Annotated in this window: 16 protein-coding genes, 1 tRNA gene and 1 other RNA gene; 12 read left to right on the forward strand and 6 right to left on the reverse strand. The window is 55.2% G+C overall.

Translation table 11 applies throughout. The annotated features are described in order from the left end of the window. Positions 1 to 161 precede the first annotated feature (161 nt). Positions 162 to 965: a hypothetical protein gene (locus Q8R39_04375; protein MDP3735633.1), complete on the forward strand. Its 804-nt coding sequence runs from the start codon at positions 162 to 164 to the stop codon at positions 963 to 965. Between the two features lie 158 nt (positions 966 to 1,123). Here Q8R39_04375 and Q8R39_04380 read toward each other — a convergent pair whose 3' ends face one another. From Q8R39_04380 to rny, 3 genes are all read right to left on the reverse strand, one after another. After that, entirely contained in the window at positions 1,124 to 1,804 is a 681-nt protein-coding gene (locus tag Q8R39_04380; protein MDP3735634.1) for a hypothetical protein, read from the reverse strand. A gap of 207 nt (positions 1,805 to 2,011) precedes the next feature. Further along, positions 2,012 to 2,284 (reverse strand): HU family DNA-binding protein, encoded by a 273-nt coding sequence (locus Q8R39_04385; GenBank protein MDP3735635.1) that lies wholly within the window; start codon positions 2,282 to 2,284, stop codon positions 2,012 to 2,014. 211 nt (positions 2,285 to 2,495) lie between these two features. Further along, positions 2,496 to 4,025, reverse strand: a complete 1,530-nt coding sequence (gene rny, locus Q8R39_04390; GenBank protein MDP3735636.1) for a ribonuclease Y — start codon at positions 4,023 to 4,025, stop codon at positions 2,496 to 2,498. A 440-nt stretch (positions 4,026 to 4,465) separates the two neighbouring features. Here rny and Q8R39_04395 point away from each other — a divergent pair, with 440 nt between their 5' ends. From Q8R39_04395 to pgk, 9 genes are all read left to right on the forward strand, one after another. Continuing rightward, positions 4,466 to 4,807 carry a hypothetical protein gene (locus tag Q8R39_04395; GenBank protein ID MDP3735637.1) on the forward strand — a complete coding sequence of 114 codons (342 nt, stop codon included), beginning with the start codon at positions 4,466 to 4,468 and terminating at the stop codon, positions 4,805 to 4,807. 246 nt (positions 4,808 to 5,053) lie between these two features. Next, positions 5,054 to 6,820, forward strand: coding sequence for a GspE/PulE family protein (locus Q8R39_04400; protein ID MDP3735638.1), 1,767 nt, complete (start codon positions 5,054 to 5,056; stop codon positions 6,818 to 6,820). Between the two features lie 140 nt (positions 6,821 to 6,960). Next, on the forward strand, positions 6,961 to 8,190 hold the full coding sequence (locus Q8R39_04405; GenBank protein MDP3735639.1) for a type II secretion system F family protein: 1,230 nt from the start codon (positions 6,961 to 6,963) through the stop codon (positions 8,188 to 8,190). Positions 8,191 to 8,391: 201 nt separating this feature from the next. Continuing rightward, on the forward strand, positions 8,392 to 8,838 hold the full coding sequence (locus tag Q8R39_04410) for a prepilin-type N-terminal cleavage/methylation domain-containing protein (GenBank protein ID MDP3735640.1): 447 nt from the start codon (positions 8,392 to 8,394) through the stop codon (positions 8,836 to 8,838). Between the two features lie 157 nt (positions 8,839 to 8,995). Further along, positions 8,996 to 10,042 (forward strand): prepilin-type N-terminal cleavage/methylation domain-containing protein, encoded by a 1,047-nt coding sequence (locus tag Q8R39_04415; GenBank protein MDP3735641.1) that lies wholly within the window; start codon positions 8,996 to 8,998, stop codon positions 10,040 to 10,042. A 295-nt stretch (positions 10,043 to 10,337) separates the two neighbouring features. Beyond that, entirely contained in the window at positions 10,338 to 10,868 is a 531-nt protein-coding gene (locus Q8R39_04420; protein MDP3735642.1) for a hypothetical protein, read from the forward strand. A 136-nt stretch (positions 10,869 to 11,004) separates the two neighbouring features. Then, positions 11,005 to 12,294: a hypothetical protein gene (locus tag Q8R39_04425; GenBank protein ID MDP3735643.1), complete on the forward strand. Its 1,290-nt coding sequence runs from the start codon at positions 11,005 to 11,007 to the stop codon at positions 12,292 to 12,294. Between the two features lie 78 nt (positions 12,295 to 12,372). After that, positions 12,373 to 13,146, forward strand: a complete 774-nt coding sequence (gene tpiA, locus Q8R39_04430) for a triose-phosphate isomerase (protein ID MDP3735644.1) — start codon at positions 12,373 to 12,375, stop codon at positions 13,144 to 13,146. A gap of 139 nt (positions 13,147 to 13,285) precedes the next feature. Next, entirely contained in the window at positions 13,286 to 14,461 is a 1,176-nt protein-coding gene (gene pgk, locus Q8R39_04435) for a phosphoglycerate kinase (protein ID MDP3735645.1), read from the forward strand. Positions 14,462 to 14,686: 225 nt separating this feature from the next. On the opposite strand, the gene Q8R39_04440 is transcribed toward pgk, so the two are convergent. From Q8R39_04440 to Q8R39_04450, 3 genes are all read right to left on the reverse strand, one after another. Next, on the reverse strand, positions 14,687 to 15,490 hold the full coding sequence (locus Q8R39_04440) for a hypothetical protein (protein MDP3735646.1): 804 nt from the start codon (positions 15,488 to 15,490) through the stop codon (positions 14,687 to 14,689). Continuing rightward, a tRNA-Thr gene (locus tag Q8R39_04445) sits at positions 15,466 to 15,540 on the reverse strand. The genes Q8R39_04440 and Q8R39_04445 overlap by 25 nt, the downstream gene beginning before the upstream one ends. Before the next feature lie 100 nt (positions 15,541 to 15,640). Then, positions 15,641 to 16,024, reverse strand: coding sequence for a hypothetical protein (locus Q8R39_04450; protein MDP3735647.1), 384 nt, complete (start codon positions 16,022 to 16,024; stop codon positions 15,641 to 15,643). Positions 16,025 to 16,370: 346 nt separating this feature from the next. Between Q8R39_04450 and smpB the strand changes: the two genes are divergently transcribed. Both smpB and ssrA read left to right on the forward strand, forming a co-directional pair. Further along, positions 16,371 to 16,823, forward strand: a complete 453-nt coding sequence (smpB, locus tag Q8R39_04455) for an SsrA-binding protein SmpB (protein MDP3735648.1) — start codon at positions 16,371 to 16,373, stop codon at positions 16,821 to 16,823. Positions 16,824 to 16,874: 51 nt separating this feature from the next. Beyond that, positions 16,875 to 17,289: a transfer-messenger RNA gene (gene ssrA, locus Q8R39_04460) on the forward strand. Positions 17,290 to 17,568: the final 279 nt, after the last annotated feature.

Genomic DNA, 17,568 nt, shown 5'->3' on the forward strand with positions numbered 1-17,568 from the left:
CAACGACACGCTACATTGCAGACGGACGGTGTCGGGCGCGAACGGGCTTGCTTTCGGCAAGGTCCTGTGGTAGCTTGCGCCGAGGATTGCATCGCGGCATAGTGCCGCAGCGCAACGTACGTTTCAGCGCAACAGTATTGTTGCAGGGAAAGGAAGTTGAGATGGAGAACCAGGCCACATATGGCGGCATACTGAGGTATCTTGACGCAATACCGATTCCGTCGAGTGCTATCGCGGTGCCGGTGCGGACCACGCAGACGGCAGAGACCCTGGCGGCATCTCGTATTCTTTTTGATTTTGTCCATGATGAAGCCAGGCAGAGCCAGTTGGCAAGGTTTTTCGACGCTGTCAGCGTCGCACGGAAAGAGTCGGGGTTTGTTCAATCGTGTCGGCGGCTTTTAGTGCCCGAACGCGCCCCTTACGGTTTGCGCGGTTTTTCTTTTCTGACCGAAGAGCATGGCCTATTTCTCCCACTTATTTGCGCCGCTATGAAGTGGGGGATTGATGTGCCTCCTTCTGACCCCGTGCTTACCAAACTTCGCCGTGTCTCTATCGACTCAAGCGCGCTGGGGGTAGTGGTGCAGGCGGGCGGAGGAGATTATTCTATTAAAACACGTCTCGACGGTAGCACACTCGGCGGCGAGCTCCACATTGTAGGAAAAAACGTCAAAAAGGAACTCGTGGTTCTTGAGCGTCGGTGTTTACAGCTCGGATTCGGAACGATCCAGGAACCCATGGAGACAACGGGTCAAATCGGCGTGGCGCTCTTTGCCACAGAAGTTTTGTGGTATCCGATCTTCGGGCATGACCATGTCGTTAAGTATCTGCGGCACGCGCTCCAGGGCGCGATCGGCAGGGTGACGGACCCGCTACAGTTGGTGCAGTTGATGGCGAAGTGTGAGGCGAACGCGCCGCGTTTGCGCGAGGTTCTCTTTGCCGAGCCCGAGAAGGACCCAAGAAGCTAAAGGCCCAGAAACATAGCCCAGCCGCTTTTAAGCGACTGGGCTATCCGATTTTTCGGCAGACTTCTTTACAACGATACGAAGCCCGCTCCCTCGCGCGTGAGGGAGCGGTGTACGTTTGAGCGCGTGCTGCGTATGGCTTGCTCGGCGTTGTTTACTGATCAGCGAAGTTGTGCGTTGGGATCGAGACGGAAGCGGTCGAGGAAGTCCTGTCGCGCATTTTCGGGCGATCTCGATAAGAACACGCCCACCAGAGCAAAAAATGTGACCAAGCACGAGAAGGTTAGGAAGGTTAGGGCGTTCCTGGCGTGTGCTGCGGCATTTCGTGCAGGGTATGCCACTTCGAGTTCGAGTCCCGCGAGGTAGCTGAGGGCAGCAACAGCGCCAACAAATCCGAGCCGCCAGAGCCAGCCGCGAAATTTCACACGCCTGCTTGCGGAAACAATGCTCGCGATTTCCCCGATCGGTCGGATGCTCTCGCCCCAGAGGGCGATGCGGTGGCGGACGCTATTTTTGTCTGTCCCAATAAAAAGGGGATCGCGAAGATCGCGCCGCTCCGGCGTGCGAAGCTCGTAGCTCGCAAAGAGTTCCAGTTCATCCGCGAAGCGGAGTTCCTCATGGACTTCCTTTGGCGCTTCGTGTTGCGCCAGGGTGCGCGCGACGGTGTGGTGCAAAAGGGCGCGATTGGCATGCGAGTATGCATATCGCGTCGGGAGCCACGCCTGCCACGTGCTCTCTTCTTCGGCCGAGATCACAGGGTAGAAGAGTGATGGTTCGAGTTCGGTGAGCGCCGTGTTGTCCGGTGTTGCAAGCGTGTGCGTACGGAAAATATCTGTTTGCATGAGACGTCCTCCTCTGTGCAATATTTATTCTCGCGCAGGCATGACCTGTGCACTTGGTATCTATTCTTACATATAGCAGGAATGCTGCAGTGAGGCAAGTCTCTTTGTCGAAGACGCGGCTGCGCCTACATATACCAAACGCCCCCGAAGGGGCGTTTGGTATAAATGGGATACGTGCGCTCCGGAGCACACATTTCTTTTACGCGGTTATTTCACCGCGTCTTTGAGCGCCTTTGCGGCGCGGAACTTCGGCACGCGCTGTGCTGCCACCTGGATCGTCTCTCCGGTCCGCGGGTTGCGGGCTTGCCGTGCGGCACGCATCTTTGCCGAGAATATACCGAGGCCAGCGATCGAGACTTCGCGTCCTTGCTTGAGCGTTGCCACAATGGCCTCCATGAGGACCTCCATGGCCCGCTCGGCCTGAGCCCTCGTGAGCTCGACCTTGTGGCTGATTTCGTTCACTAAATCTGCTTTGTTCATAGGAAAAGGTTAATTATCGCGAGTAAAATCGACCCAAACCCTTACACCTAGCCATTATAGGGCACTATCGGCGGTGCGCAAATGATAAAAATCGTGACTGTGGATAGCGAAAGTGGACGTGTATCTTGTATTTTGTATTTCGTAGTTTGTATAAAAGCTGAATCTCGCTATACAAAATACGAGATACAAGATACGAAATACAAGCTACAAGTTACCGCGCGAACTCTATCGCCCTGGTCTCGCGAATCACGGTTACTTTGATCTCTCCCGGAAATTTGAGCTCCTGCTCGACGCGTATTGCGATCTCGCGCGCGGTGGCGCGCGCCTCGGCGTCGGAGACGTCCTCGGGCTTCACAAAAATGCGTATCTCGCGGCCTGCCGAGAGGGCGAAGGATTTTTCGATTCCCGGGAACGAGTTGGCGATCGCTTCGAGGTCTCCGAGGCGCTTGAGGTAGTTCTCTACGCTGTCGCGGCGCGCGCCGGGGCGGCCTCCGGAGATCGCGTCCGCGACTTGGACGATGATGGACTCGAGCGTCTCGTACGGGTATTCCTCATGGTGCGATTGCATGGCGAGAACGATCGCGGGGTCCACGTTGAACTTCTGAAGGATGCGTCGCCCGATCTCAACATGCGTACCTTGCACGTCGTGATCCACGGCCTTGCCGATATCGTGGAGGAGTGCCCCTGCGCGCGCGACAGCGGGGTTTGCGCCGACCTCCTCGGCGATCATGCCTGCGATATGGGCCATTTCGATTGAGTGCTGGAGCACGTTCTGTCCGTAGCTCGTGCGGAAATGGAGGCGCCCCAGGATGCCGAGGAGCTTCGGGTCGAGGTTGAGCGCGCTGCACTCATAGGCGGCCTGCTCGCCTTTCTCTTTGATGATTTTACTGATGTCCGCCTGGGCTTTCTCAACAAGATCCTCGATCCGCGCGGGCTGGATTCTGCCGTCGAGGATGAGATTCTCGAGTGCGAGGCGCGCGACGTGGCGGCGCACCGGATCAAAACAGGAGAGCGTGATCACCCCCGGCGTGTCGTCAACAATCACCTCGACGCCGGTTGCGCGCTCAAAGGCTTTGATATTGCGGCCCTCTTTGCCGATAATTTTTCCCTTGACGTCGTCCGAGGGGAGGGCCACGGTTGTCGCGAGCGTCTCCGAGGTGACGGCGTTCCCGAGCCTATGGATCGCGGTCGTGAGGATCTCGCGCGCGCGGCGCTCCAGGCGCTCGAGACCCGCGCTCTCGAGCTTCTGGACGCGCACCATCATGTCCTGGTCGAAATTTTTCTCGACCGTCGCGAGCAGTTCCGCGCGAGCCGCCTCCTCACTGAGACCCGCGACGCGCTCGAGCTCGCTCTGCTTGCGGCGCTCGAGTTCCTCGGCTCGCGCGCGTACCGCTTTTACCTCCTCGACTTTCTGCTTCACCCGCTCGACCTCGGCGTCAATCTCGCCTTGCCTGCGGTCGAGGAGTTCTTCTTTTTTAATAAAGCGCTCTTCGGTGCGTCTGAATTCGCCCTCACGGGTCTTCAGCGTGCGCTCGAATTCGGCCATCCCGACTTTTGCCTTTTCTTCTCCCTCGGCGACGATTTTTTGTGACTTTTCCTTGGCGTCAAGCATCATCTGCTTAATCGCAAGTTCCATCGAGCCCTTTTTTCCGAGCGAGACGATCCAGCGCAGGAAATATCCGAACGCTGTGCCTAGTAGGCCGGAGGCGGCGGCGAGAGCCAGTGCTATTTTAAGTGACATAGAGACGAAGGGCTTGCTCTATGCCGGTCGTGCATGAGTGTTCTTTGAGGCGCGCGAGGTTCGGGAATCCTGAGTCAGACGTACGAAGAGATACCCCCGTGTGCGCCAGGGCTCGAGCGGAAGGAATCTCGACATGTGCGGCTCAGGTGGGGTATGCTCATGAGAGAGACAAGCACGATACGGCCGGAGCAAACAACAATTGACTAAATTCCGGTAATAGCTACACTATACGCCGGAGTGTTCTTTTTGTCGAGCTGCTTTGAGGGAGGAGGCGATAGGCCATGGCGTTTCTCAGTGGGTTATGTAGCCGTTGTCCGGGTGTCCTCATTGGGAGCTATTGGTGCGCGCACCTAGCGTGGTCCTTGTGTTTGTGGGGCTCATTTTCGACATTCGACAGTACGTGGTGGCGCGACCTTGGGGCGCATGCGGTTTCTGGGGCCATGCTTCTACTGTCGTGGTACGTTGCCTTCGGCGAGCCGAGCCCGCTGCCCGGCTGGGCACGGCGTATGTGCGAGTGGTTTCTCGTCCATCATACGTATACACGGGCTGTCTTTTTTGCGATTGTCGAGGGTGTGGTGTGGGAGCTTTTCGAGTGGACTCTCGATCGTGTGCGGTTATCTCTACCATTCCATCTTGCGGCGGCGCAAGACGGTTGGACGGACACACTGCTCGATATCGCCGTGGCGATCCCGACCGCGATGCTCGCGATGGCTGCGATCAGATGGCATGAGCGGCGGCGTCGATCGGCGCGCGAGCCTGTGGCGGTATGCGCCGCACCCTAACCCCCCTACGTTTGGCGTAGGGGGTTTCGTCGTGGCTGCCCGCCAGGCTTGTGCACAGACCGCAAAGATTATCGCGCGGGTTGTTTGGTATACTGTGTGTAAATATAGGATTGAATTTTCAATTTCTAATTTTCAATCAATTTTCAATTATTCAATTTTCAAACACGAACGGCGCGCCACCGTCATTGGATCATTGTAACATTGAAAATTTATTGGAAATTGAAAATTGTAAATTGAAAATTTTGTATGCACATAGAGGACCCCCAGCTCATTGAATTCATCGAAGACGCCGGGCTTGTCTCGCGTGCCGATCTCGACCGAGCGAAGACAGAGGCGACGAAAAAGAAAACACCCCTCGGCGACTTTCTGGTGACCGATGGCAAGATTACCGCGGATGACTTACGTCGCATCGAGGCCTATATTCTCGGCATACCCTTTGTAAGCTTGCATGACCAACCGCTTGACCAAGCGACGCTCGCCCTCGTGCCCGAGCCCATCGCACGCACGCACAATATCGTCGCGTTCCGCAAAGACGGCGAGACGCTCGAGGTTGCGATGCTCGACGTCGAAGACCTCGGAGCTATTGATTTCGTGAAGAAGAAGACCGGTCTCAAAATCCTGCCGCGCCTCACCGACAGCGTTTCGATCAAGGACGCGCTCAAGCTCTATCAGCGCGGGCTCCATGAGGAATTTGGGGAGCTTATTAAAACCGACACCGCCGCGCTGCCGGACATTAAAGCCGCCGCGGAGGATATAGGCGGGGGCGGCGAGCCGAAAAGCGAGGCAGACCTCAAGAAGCTCGCGGAGGATCTGCCGGTTATAAGAATTGTCGACACGCTCCTTAAGCACGCCGTGCTCCAAAATGCCTCGGACATCCACATCGAGCCGATGGAAAATCAGGTTCTCGTGCGCTATCGGATTGACGGCCTGCTTCGCGACGCGATGGTGCTCCCGCGGCACGCGGCGGAGAGCATTACGGCGCGTATCAAGGTGCTCGCGCAGCTGAAGCTCGACGAGAAGCGCCTGCCGCAGGACGGGCGCTTTAAGGTGGAGTCCGAGAGCGAGCGGGTGGCGATCCGCGTCTCGATCCTACCCACCTACTTTGGCGAGAAGACGGTGATGCGTCTCCTCAGAGAGAGCGTTCAGGGATACACACTCGAGGGGCTTGGCTTTCACGGTGCGGCGCTTGAGCAGGTGCACCATGCGCTCACCAAGACGACCGGGATGGTTCTCACCACAGGCCCCACTGGATCAGGTAAAACCACGACGCTCTATACCATGCTCGACATCCTAAATACTCCGGGCGTCAACATTTCGACCATTGAAGACCCGATCGAGTACCAGATGGCGCGCGTCAACCAAACGCAGGTTCGCCCCGAGATCGGGCTTACCTTTGCCTCGGGGTTGCGCACCCTCGTGCGGCAGGACCCAGACATCGTGATGGTCGGCGAGATACGCGACACTGAGACCGCAGGGCTTGCGATCAATGCCGCGCTTACCGGCCACCTCGTGCTCTCGACCTTGCACACAAACTCCGCTGCGGGCGCGATGCCGCGCTTGATTGATATGAAGGCCGAGCCGTTCCTTCTCGTTTCGACTCTCAACGTGGTGATCGCACAGCGGCTCGTGCGCCGCATCGGCAAAGAGCGGGAGAAACTATCCCTCACGAAGAACGACCTCGCGTCGCTCGAGAAGCACGTTAATCTCGATCGCATTCAGAAGCAGCTTGAGGAGGAGAGTGTGATACCGGAAGGCACGAAGTTCGACAAAATCGCGTTCTACCGGCCGAAGCACCCCGATGCGCTGGAAGGTTATCAGGGACGTGCGGGCATTTACGAGGTGCTGGTCGTCACGCCGGCGATTAAAGAGCTCGTGATGCGCGGCGTCCCTTCCGATGAGATCGCGGCTCGTGCGCGGGCGGATGGGATGCTCACCATGTTTGAGGACGGGATCTTCAAAGCGGCGCAGGGGATAACGACGATAGAAGAGGTGCTCAGGGTAATATCAGAGTAGGCAAATTTTCAATTTTCAATTTTGCAATTTTCAATCAATTTTGCAATGACTCAATTTTCAAACACGAACGACGTCGTCGTCATTGAGACGTTGAAAATTTATTGAAAATTGAAAATTGAGAATTGGAAATTGCGATAGCTATGCCTTCCTTCACCTACAAGGCCAAAAAAACCGACGGTGCCGAATACGACGGCACCTTCGACGGCGTTGATCGCTTCGCGCTCTTTCACCATATCCGCGAGGAGGGCGGCACGGTGGTCTCGTTTGAGGAGAAAGGAGGAGAGAAACGCCGTGCGTTCCATGTGAACCTCGAGTCGATTAACGCGTTTTTGAGCCGGGTCAGAGAGCACGATAAAATTTCTCTCGCGAGGAACCTCGGCGCGATGCTATCCGCCGGGCTCTCCGTCTCCCGCGCGCTCGAGATTCTCGATCGCCAGATGCGGCACCCAGCGCTCCGGAGAGTCTTCGGGCACCTCCAGGGCTCAATCAGCGCCGGCAAAACGCTCCATGAGGGGCTCTCCGCGTTTCCGCGCGTGTTCCCGCCGCTTTTTATCGCGATGGTGCGGGCAGGGGAGGAGAGCGGCGGGCTCGCACAGGCGCTCGCGCTCATTTCGACCCAGATGGAACAAACGTATCTTCTCAAAAAACGTATTCGCGGCGCAATGATGTACCCGACGATCGTCCTCTGCGCCATGGTAGCGGTTGGCGCGGCAATGATGGTCTATGTGGTGCCGACCCTCTCGGACACCTTTCGCGAACTCAAGGTAGAACTTCCCACGAGTACGCGCATCATCATCGGCATTAGCGATTTTATGAAAGCGCACTATCTGCTTGCGTTTGGTGGAGCCGTAGCGGCAATCGTGGGCTTTTTCGCGCTCCTCCGCACGCGTCTTGGTCGCCGCGCCAAGGAGATCGTCCTACTCTATACCCCGATCATTCGCCCCTTGGTCCAGGAGACGAATGCCGCGCGCGTCGCCCGCACGCTCTCCTCGCTCCTCTCTGCCGGCGTGGCGATTACCCACGCCTTTGAGATTACTGCCGACGTGGTGCAGCACAGCTCATTTCGCGCCGTGCTCGTCGAGGCCGAGGGGCGAATTCAGAAAGGGACGTCGATTGCGGATGTGTTCCGCGCCGCCGAACATCTTTATCCGCCGTTCGTCTCCGAGATGATCGCGGTTGGCGAGGAGACAGGCGATCTCTCCGCAATGCTTGTGCGCGTCGCTGATTTCTACGAGGAGGAAGTATCGCGCAAGACCAAGGACATGTCAACGGTCATCGAACCGTTTCTTATGGTGACGATCGGCGCCGGCGTCGGCTTCTTTGCCGTGTCCATGATCCAGCCCATTTATTCGTTATCGTCGGCAATTTAGGTTTGTATAGCGCAAAGTGCTGCTAGAATTTTCAATTTACAATTTTCAATTTTCATTAAATTTTCAATTCCTCAATTTTCAAACACGAACGACGCCGCCGGCATTGAATCATTGACACATTGAAAATTGCAAAATTGAAAATTTAAGATACGGCGAGCACTTTGGTTTTGGCATGTGATATTAGTGCGACTACCAGTATTTATGCGCGGTTTCACTTTAATTGAAATTCTTATCTCTGTTGCAGTCATTGCGATTCTCGCAAGCATTGCGACAATCTCGTTTACGGGCCTCCGCGAGCGGCAGGCGCTTTCAATCGGCGTCGAGGAGGTGCGCACACTCCTCTCTCGTGCCCGGGCGCGCACGCTTGCCGCGGAAGATGACAGCGTTTTCGGGCTCCACATAACCACTTCATCAGTCACGCTTTTTCGGGGTGTGACGTACAATCCTGCTGCAGGAGACAATGAACTGCATGTGCTCGATTCGCTCGTGACGATTTCCGCCCACGCACTTGCTGGCGGCGGCGCGGACGTGGTATTCGACAAACGAACTGGGATGACGAGTGATTACGGTACGATAACGGTGGCTCTCGCGAGTGACGTGAGCGAGAATAAGGTCATCACGATTGCGCAGACGGGGCTTGTGGAATAGCGAAATGGCCAAGGCAGCTGGTCGGGCCGAATTTTCAATTTACAATTTTCAATCAATTTTCAATTACCCAATTCTCAAACACGACGCCGTCCGTAATTGAGTCATTGAAACATTGAAAATTTATTGAAAATTGAGAATTGGAAATTTAATTGCGGTTATGTTGCTTACTACCAAGCCACCACGGGGCTTCAGCCTCGTTGAGGTCGTCGTCGGTTCCGCCATCATTCTCATCGTGCTCGGCGGGCTTATTGCCGCGTTCACTCGCTACGCAGCGACGCTTTTCCGCACTACCGATCGGGTACAAGCAACGTATCTTGCCGAGGAGGGGATTGAAGTGGCGCGTATCCTCCGCGACGCGAGCTGGACCAGCTTTGCCGCGCTCACGCTCGATACGCCGTACCGGCTCGCGCTCTCAAGCGGCGTGTGGGAGGCGACGACAAGCGAGGCGCTCATTGATGGCGCGTTTGATCGCACGATGACGCTTCAGAGCGTGTATCGGCGGACGAGCGATAGTGATATCGTTGCGTCAACCTCGCTCGCGAGCAAGGCGATCGACCCCGACGCGCGGTACGTTTTAGTGCGCCTCAGCTGGAGCCCGCTGCCGTTCTCCGAGGCCTCTGCGGAGGCATTTGAGGCAGGCTCCACAGACGGGGATCTTGGGGGCTTTCCGTCAAATAACGGCGGCAATGGCGACATCGCGCAGGGTTTCACCGTGCCTGCCGGGAGCGACATCGTGGTGCCGCGCGTGGAGCTTTATCTGCGTCGTGTAACCGCCGCACCATCTGATTTGTACCTTGAAATCCGAAGCGGCTCGACGGTAGGGCCCGTCGTTGCGACGTCCGCGACGCTTGATGGCGCGTCCCTGCCTGCGACACTGTTGTGGACTTCATTTACTTTTCCGACACGGCCGACGCTCACCGGGGGCGTTCTCTACCACCTGCGCCTTCGGAGTGATCCCGATTCGACCGTCGCATTTTCCGGTTCGATCGGAACGATTCATTGGGGCTATCTACAGGCTGACCCGAGCCCCTACGGAGGCGGCATCGCGCGACGATACGTTGGACGTCTTGGGAATCCACTGGACGAAGGTCAGGCGCTCGATCAGTACGACTTTTCGTTTCGTGTCTACAAGGAAGTGCCGGGCGGTTTTGCTGAGGCAATCGAGTACACGACACACCTTGTGAATTTGTTTGAGACACCGTAGGCGAAATTTTCAATTTTCAATTTTGCAATTTTCAATAAATTTTCAATGAATCAATTTTCAAACACGTAACCACTCACCTTCGTACACAACCGCGTAACAAAGCCGTCATTGCGAGGAGCAAGATCCCTTCGCTTCGCTCGGGACAGGCTCCGCAATTCAGAGTCAGTACGTAAAACCCCTGGATTGCTTCGCTCCTTTTAGTCGCTCGCAAAGACGGGCGTGAGTGATTACTCAAACACGAACGGTGCCGTGGTCATTGAGACATTGAACCATTGAAAATTGCAAATTGAAAATTATGCGAGATTTCCAACATCCAAAACTCGGTCAGACATTGATTGAACTACTCGTCTATGCTGCGCTCGTGGTCATCATTGGCGGTATCGTGACGACGATGCTTGTCGCGATGCAGCGCGCGATTGCGCAGACGCTTGTTGCGCGCCGCGTTCAGGCGACGGCCGCAGTGGTACTTGAGCGCATCGTGCGCGACGCGCGAGTGGCCCATGACATTGACGAGCTCGCGAGTACGCTTGGCGTGCATCCCGGGCGTGTGACCCTGCTCGTTCGTGATGAGGGCGGCGGGCCGGATGTCGCGTACGCCTTCGAGGCGGTAGCGTCAGCGCTCGAAGTGCGGCGCAACGGCGTGCTTGAAGGATCCCTGACGCCCGACACCGTTTCGGTTGCGAATCTTGTTTTTCGGGAAGTCGTAACGCCGGTGTCGGAGGCGCTCCGCATCGAGCTCACGCTGCATGCGGAGCAGGGGCGGGCGTCGAGTACGGAGAAATTTTATGTAACTACCGTTTTGCGGGATTCGTATCAGTTGGAGTAATCGTATGTCTTCGTGTGTGAAAAAATTTTTAATTATCAATTTTGCAATTTTCAATCAATTTTCAATTACCCAATTTTCAAACACGACGCCGTCGTCATTGAGTCATTGAAACATTGAAAATTGTAAATTGAAAATTATGACATACCTGCAATCTCAAAACCGCGGCGCCGCTCTCACTCTCGCCGTTCTGATGCTCACCGCCGCCATGATTCTCGTCGTCGGCGGCGTGATGTTCCCTGCGCTTCACGCGATCCGCTCCGCGCACGAGTTCACGCGCTCCGAGGACAGTTTTTTTCATGCTGAAGGATTGCTTGAGGACGTGCTCTATCGGATGCGCGAAGACGTCGACGTGGATACGCTCGAGGTTTTCTCGGAGAGCGGCCGCGTCGCCACCGCAACGGTAACAGCAGTGGGGACGCTCCAGGAGATCGTCTCACGTGGTGAGCGACTGCGCTCAGTGCGTAAGGTGCGCGCGCTTCTTGATATCGGCAGCGGTGGCGCGGTGTTTAACTTCGGCATTCAAGCAGGCGATGGCGGTGTTGATCTCGATAACAACGCGAGCGTTATAGGCAATGTCTATTCAAATGGTCCAATAGTAGGCGAAGGCCTCAACGACATTACGGGCTCAGCCGTTTCAGCGAGTACAACGGGGCTTATAGACGACATTCATACCGGAGCGGATGCGTTCGCACACATGATCAAAGATTCCCTCGTTGACGGCGATGCCTACTATCAGATCATAACCGGCACGACTGTCACCGGCACGCCTTTCGATGAGAGTCCGGATCAAGCGACGAGCACGCTCCCCATAAGTGACGCGATGGTAGCAGACTGGGAGGCGGACGCTGTCTTGGGCGGCACACTCGTGTGCAATAGCGGATCAGAGCATAAAATTACAAGCGATACGACACTTGGCCCGGTAAAAATTCCCTGCGATCTTGAGATTTCCGGCAATACGACGATCACACTTCGCGGCGTGGTGTGGGTCGAGGGAGATATGAATGTTCAGAATAATTCTATTATCCGCGTCGATCCTTCTTTGGGCGCGAAGAGCGTGCCAATTATCGCTGACAAGCCGTCGAGTCCTCTCACCAAAGGAAAGGTGATACTGCAAAACCACGCCACGTTCCAAGGATCTGGAGTGGGTAACTCATATGTATTAGTCCTCTCGCAGCATGCTTCGAGCGGTTGTGGGGGCACACCGGCGATTGATGCCAAAAATTTTGCGACCGGCGACCTCCTCGTCTACGCTGGCCATGGTGAGGTATTGATTGAGGACAACATTAATCTCAAAGAAGTGACCGCAAACTGCGTGCACGCAAAGAACAGTGCTCAGGTTGTCTACGAAGGCGGACTTGCAACGCTCCTTTTTGTTACCGGCCCCAGCGGCGGCTATATCATCTCAAGCTGGCGGGAGGAGGAGTAGGTGGGCGAATTTCCAATTTCCAATAACCAATTTCCAAACAATTTTGCTTCAGCGTGCCGCGTGCGCTACACTGGGGCCATGGCGGCAGGCAGACAATACTTTCTCGTTGCAAACTGGAAGCTTCACCCGGCGCGGATGGCCGAGGCGAAGATGCTCGCGGGTATTGCAAAGAAGCGGGCGAATCGCTGCACTCGCGTGCTGAGCGTAATTTGTCCGCCCGCGATTTTTCTCGCGGAGCTTGCCGCACGCTACAGCTCGCAGAGGCTCTCCTTCGGCGCGCAGGATTGCTTTTTTGAAGAGCGCGGCGCATTCACCGGAGAAATCGCGGCGCAGATGATTAAAGACGTGCGGGGGCAGTATGTGATTCTCGGCCACTCGGAGCGCCGCGCACTCGGTGAGACTGACGAGACGGTTAGTAAGAAAGTACGCGCCGCGCTCGGCGCGGGGCTCACCGCAGTGCTCTGCATCGGCGAGCGCGAGCGGGACGATGAGGGTCGCTACCTCGCGTTTCTCGAAAGCCAGCTTGGGGCGGCGCTCGCAGGGCTCTCGCGGCAGAAGCTCGGCAAGCTCATGGTCGCCTACGAGCCGATCTGGGCTATTGGGAAGGGCGCGGAGAGCGCAATGGGTCCGCACGACATGCACGAAACTTCGCTTTTTATCCGGAAAGTTCTTCGCGAGCGCTATGGCGAGAGAGCGGCGTTTGCCGTGCCCATACTCTACGGCGGATCAGTCGCACCGGAGAACGCGGCAGCGATTGTGCGGGACGGCGAAGTCCAAGGCCTCCTCGTGGGCCATAAGTCGCTTGACCCGAAGGCATTCGGGGAGATTATGGGAGAGCTTGACAGCATTTGATCCTCAATCATCAGGCGTTGTCAGAATTTTCAATGCTCAATTTTCAATTTTCAATCAATTTTCAATTACTCAATTTTCAAACACGACGCAGCCCGTCTTTGAATCATTGGGACATTGAAAATTTATTGGAAATTGGAAATTGGAAATTGGAAATTTAGACCGTGCACATATTCCGAGCATTCGAGACGCTGCCAATCTTCGAGGCAAGCGGATAGTGCTGCGCCTGGACTTGAATGTCCCTCTGACTCCGCAAGGCGAGGTGGCGGACGATTTTCGTATTCGCAAGGTGTTGCCGACGCTCGCGCTGCTCGGTGAGCGGGGAGCACTGGTGCGCGCCGTGAGCCACATTGACGGTGCGGGGGGGTCGCTGCGCGCGGTTGCGGACTATATGGTTCGGCATCTTGGCGTCGCGCTCACATTTGTGCCGGAAATGGCGCACCCGCAAGCTGCACTCGTACTCGAGCGCCAGAGTCCGCGCGAGATTGTGCTTTTTGAAAACATCCGCCGCGAGCCCGGGGAAGAGCGTAATGACCCGGCGTTTGCCGAGCGTCTCGCTGGCCTCGGGGATGTATATGTCAACGACGCGTTCTCCGTGTCGCATCGCCCCCACGCCTCGATTGTCGGCGTGCCAAAACTCCTTCCATCCTATACGGGGCTCCAGTTTACTGATGAAATCGAACACCTCTCGCAGGCCTTTGACCCGCCGCGCCCGTTTATCTTTATCATCGGCGGCATTAAATTTTCGACGAAGTTGCCTCTCGTGCGTAAGTTCCTCGATATCGCCGATGCCGTGTTTGTCGGCGGCGCGCTTGCAAACGACATTTTCCGGGCGCGCGGGCTCTCGGTGGGGAAATCGGTTGTTTCAGAGGAAGCGCTTGATCTATCTGGCATCGTTAATCACCCAAAACTCCTCACGCCCTCGGACGTCCGGGTGCGTCCGGCGGATGATCCGCGCGAAGAGGCAGCGCACCTCGCGCGGCCGGAGAATGTCAGCGCCGACGAGATTATTATGGACGCGGGGCCAGCGACACTTGAGGCGCTTCGCGAGAGCATCGGCTCGGCAGCGTTCATTGTCTGGAATGGCCCCCTTGGCGATTACGAACATGATTTCGAGGAGGGGACCGAGGCGCTTGCGGCTTTGATCGCTGCGGCACTCGGGCGCTCGGTCGTTGGCGGCGGCGATACCATTGCCGCGATCAGTCGCCTCAAACTTGAAGCAAAGTTCACCTTTGTCTCCACCGGCGGTGGCGCGATGCTCGACTTTCTCGCCGATAGCATGCTGCCGGGTCTTGAGGCGTTGATGGCGCGTGTGTGAAGTCGGTTAGTTTTCACTCTCCGGGGTTTTTGGGGTTGGGGACGACCACTTCTCCGACTGAATACCCAATATCAGCTTTCATCTTGCGCGGACTTTTTCGCGCCTCAATGCCTCTCTGTATCGCGCCCACTAAGGCCTCTTCAAATTCGCGTGTCTTGGAAATTTTTCTAGTTTTTCTGCTTGAAACCGCCAGAACATGTCTTTGACGGCTTTCTCGCTAAAATATCACACGCTATATTCCCAATTTCTAATTTTTTCTGCATACTGCTCCTGCAATATAAGATATTCCTCTTTCAGTAAGAGCAACAATTGGGTGTCGGGGTAGCACAAACGAAATTCTTGATCACGTTGGTATGAGTATGGCGCGAGAAAATTTTTAATTTCTACAAAAAGATCCAACTCGGGTAAATAGAAATCTGGCGTATAATTTTGTCTTAAAAGCCGAAACGTCTTTGGTTGATGTACCCATCTAATACTAAAGAAATCAAGCAGGCGGGCAAAGTTGGCCTCCCACCGACTATAGAAATATATATCTCCGAGATCAGCACGCACGCCAGCCTTGGCGCGTGCGGCTCGTGGAGACGTTGGTTTTCCACCAATTACTTGCATCGCGCACCTATTGCTGCAAAACTTTCGAGGCTGCCATCGCGCAAATACAATTTCTTTGCCGCACAGTGCGTTTTCACACCTCCCTCGTACAGGAGGTACCCGGATGACACCTTTATGCTTATTGGGGCGACCGCGTAGTGCGTTTGCAATTTTATGCCTCGTGGCCTCAGTGTGGTGACGCAGAACGTTATTATACATCGCCGCGCAAGATTGAGAACAAAACTTTTTAGGGTCGGAGGGATTAACGACGAACACCCGACCACAGGCAACTTGTAGACAAGTTCGTTCCTCCTTTTTGCACAAACTACCTAACTTACCTTCCTTCCAACCGTTGATAGAAATCACGCTTTGTTTTTCTCTGTATTCCAAAGAATCGTAAAAAGCGTATCTCATAGAGCCGGTGGAGGGACTCGAACCCACAAAGCCTTCGCTTTACAAAAGCGCTGCTCTACCAATTGAGCTACACCGGCGCCTCTCAACCACCACACTAACACAAAAGCCCTGCCTCTTGCAGGGCTGTCGGCACTCTTTGCTCTCCACTCGCCGCTTTCTCGTTCTACCCTCCACCCTCTACTTTCCATCCGCTACTCTCTCTTTGTACCCTGCCATCTTACGCAAGAAGGGCGAGGCGGTGGATGTCGCGGCGAGCGCACGTTTGCTCGCAAACATCATGTTCGTCGCACGCTGAGAGATCAGCGCGCTCGGCGCGCGCACGCGCGAGAATTGCTCAATCACGGCATTGGCAGAGCGCGCGATACACACACACACACGCACTCGTGAATCAGCCCCAAGCGCCGAGCGACATGCATCGAATGCTCCGCTCACCACCGCATCCGCGGCTTCTCTCCTTGTGCCGCCAAAGCGTCGTCCCACGTGCATTTGACGGGCGGCGAGGATAAAAAGCGCGGCAAGGGCACCGAGCGAGCTTAGAAACACGACGATCAAGGCCGTCATAGAAGTTCTGCGCTAGAAGTCATGGTATGATTACAGTGTAGCATACTGACGCAAAATATGCTCCAGCTCTTTCCACAATTTCGTATTCATTCGCTTCCAGCGCCGCGGTTTGGAAGTTGGAGGTCATAATTTTAGCGCATAATGCAAAATAACACAGTAAAAATTCCAAGCTCCAACCAACAAATTCCACGTAAATTCCAAGCTCCAAAAAACAAGCTCCAAACAAATTCCAATGATTCAAATTCCAATTTCCAAACACGCACGTTTGAGATTTGGAGTTTGAGATTTGTTTGGAAATTGTTTTTTGGAATTTGGAAATTCATTTTGCTTTTTGTACTACCATACCATGCCCCAGCTGCTCACCAACAAAAAGCGCTTGACCGACCTCGACGTCCTTGAGACGCTCGCGGCGGGCATCGAGCTCCTCGGCCACGAGGTAAAAGCCCTGCGCACCGGCATGGGGTCGCTCTCGGCAGCACACGCGATCGTGCGCGGCGGCGAGGCGTTCCTCGTCAACATGTCGATCCCGCCCTACCAGAGCGCGAACACTCCCGCAGGCTACGATCCAGAGCGGCCGCGAAAACTGCTCCTCAGACAACAAGAAATCGCCCACCTTGCCGGCTACGAACGACAGAAGGGCTTGACAATCATACCAATTTCTGTGTATACTTCCCGCAGGAAGATAAAAATCTCGCTCGCGATCGGCCGCGGCAGGAAAAAACACGATAAACGTGAGGTTCTCAAAAAGCGTGACGCCGAGCGCGACATGCGACGCACTGTAAAGAGCAGTTCGCGCTAAACCCTCAGCAGTCGTTCCCAGCACCACTTTTACGCTTGTAAAAGTGGTGCTGGGGATGATTGGTCTTGACAAAAGAATACGCCCGTGAGGTGCGCAGGAGTGCTCCGACATCACTTAAAAAGGCCGGAACCAATACGTGCCAAGAACACTCTTGCACGAGCAAAGTCTATTCTTTCTCCCTATTTTGGGGTAAGCGACTTTGCTCTCGCATACGCCTAAAGCCGCGTCAGCGGTTTTCACGTCTGCGACGCTTGTTCTCTTTGACGCCCGATAAGACCGAACGAGTGTAATAAAAATTCGGACTGGAGCGCCGCGTGTCCCGCGCAGCGCTCAAGATTCTAGGGACGGCACGCTCGGTGAGATTTTGCTTGTTTCTCACTCGCCAGTGTATAAAAACAAGCTACCCTGCGTAGATGCCTCAGAGCAATTCTTTTGCACCCGGGTTCGACTCCCGGCATCTCCACTCGACTCGCCCCTCCTCGCGGAGGGGCGCGCTCGTAACGCTCGTAAAAAAACGAGGCGTTAAAAACAGCATACGTAAGTTACCCTGTCTTTTTGATGAACTTTTTTTCTTCTGCTGGGATTAGTCCTCCACATTCCGCGCATCGTTTTAACCACTGCACACTAAAGCGCGAAATAGTTTAAAACAAACTATTTCTGTGGATTACTATACCACTTGATTTATTGTATAAAATATTGTAGTGCTAATGCAGACTAAAGACCGACAATTCCGATCCTCATAACA

The organism is bacterium (assembly GCA_030697645.1).
In the GTDB taxonomy this organism is placed as follows: domain Bacteria; phylum Patescibacteriota; class Minisyncoccia; order Phycocordibacterales; family VMGT01; genus JAUYPI01.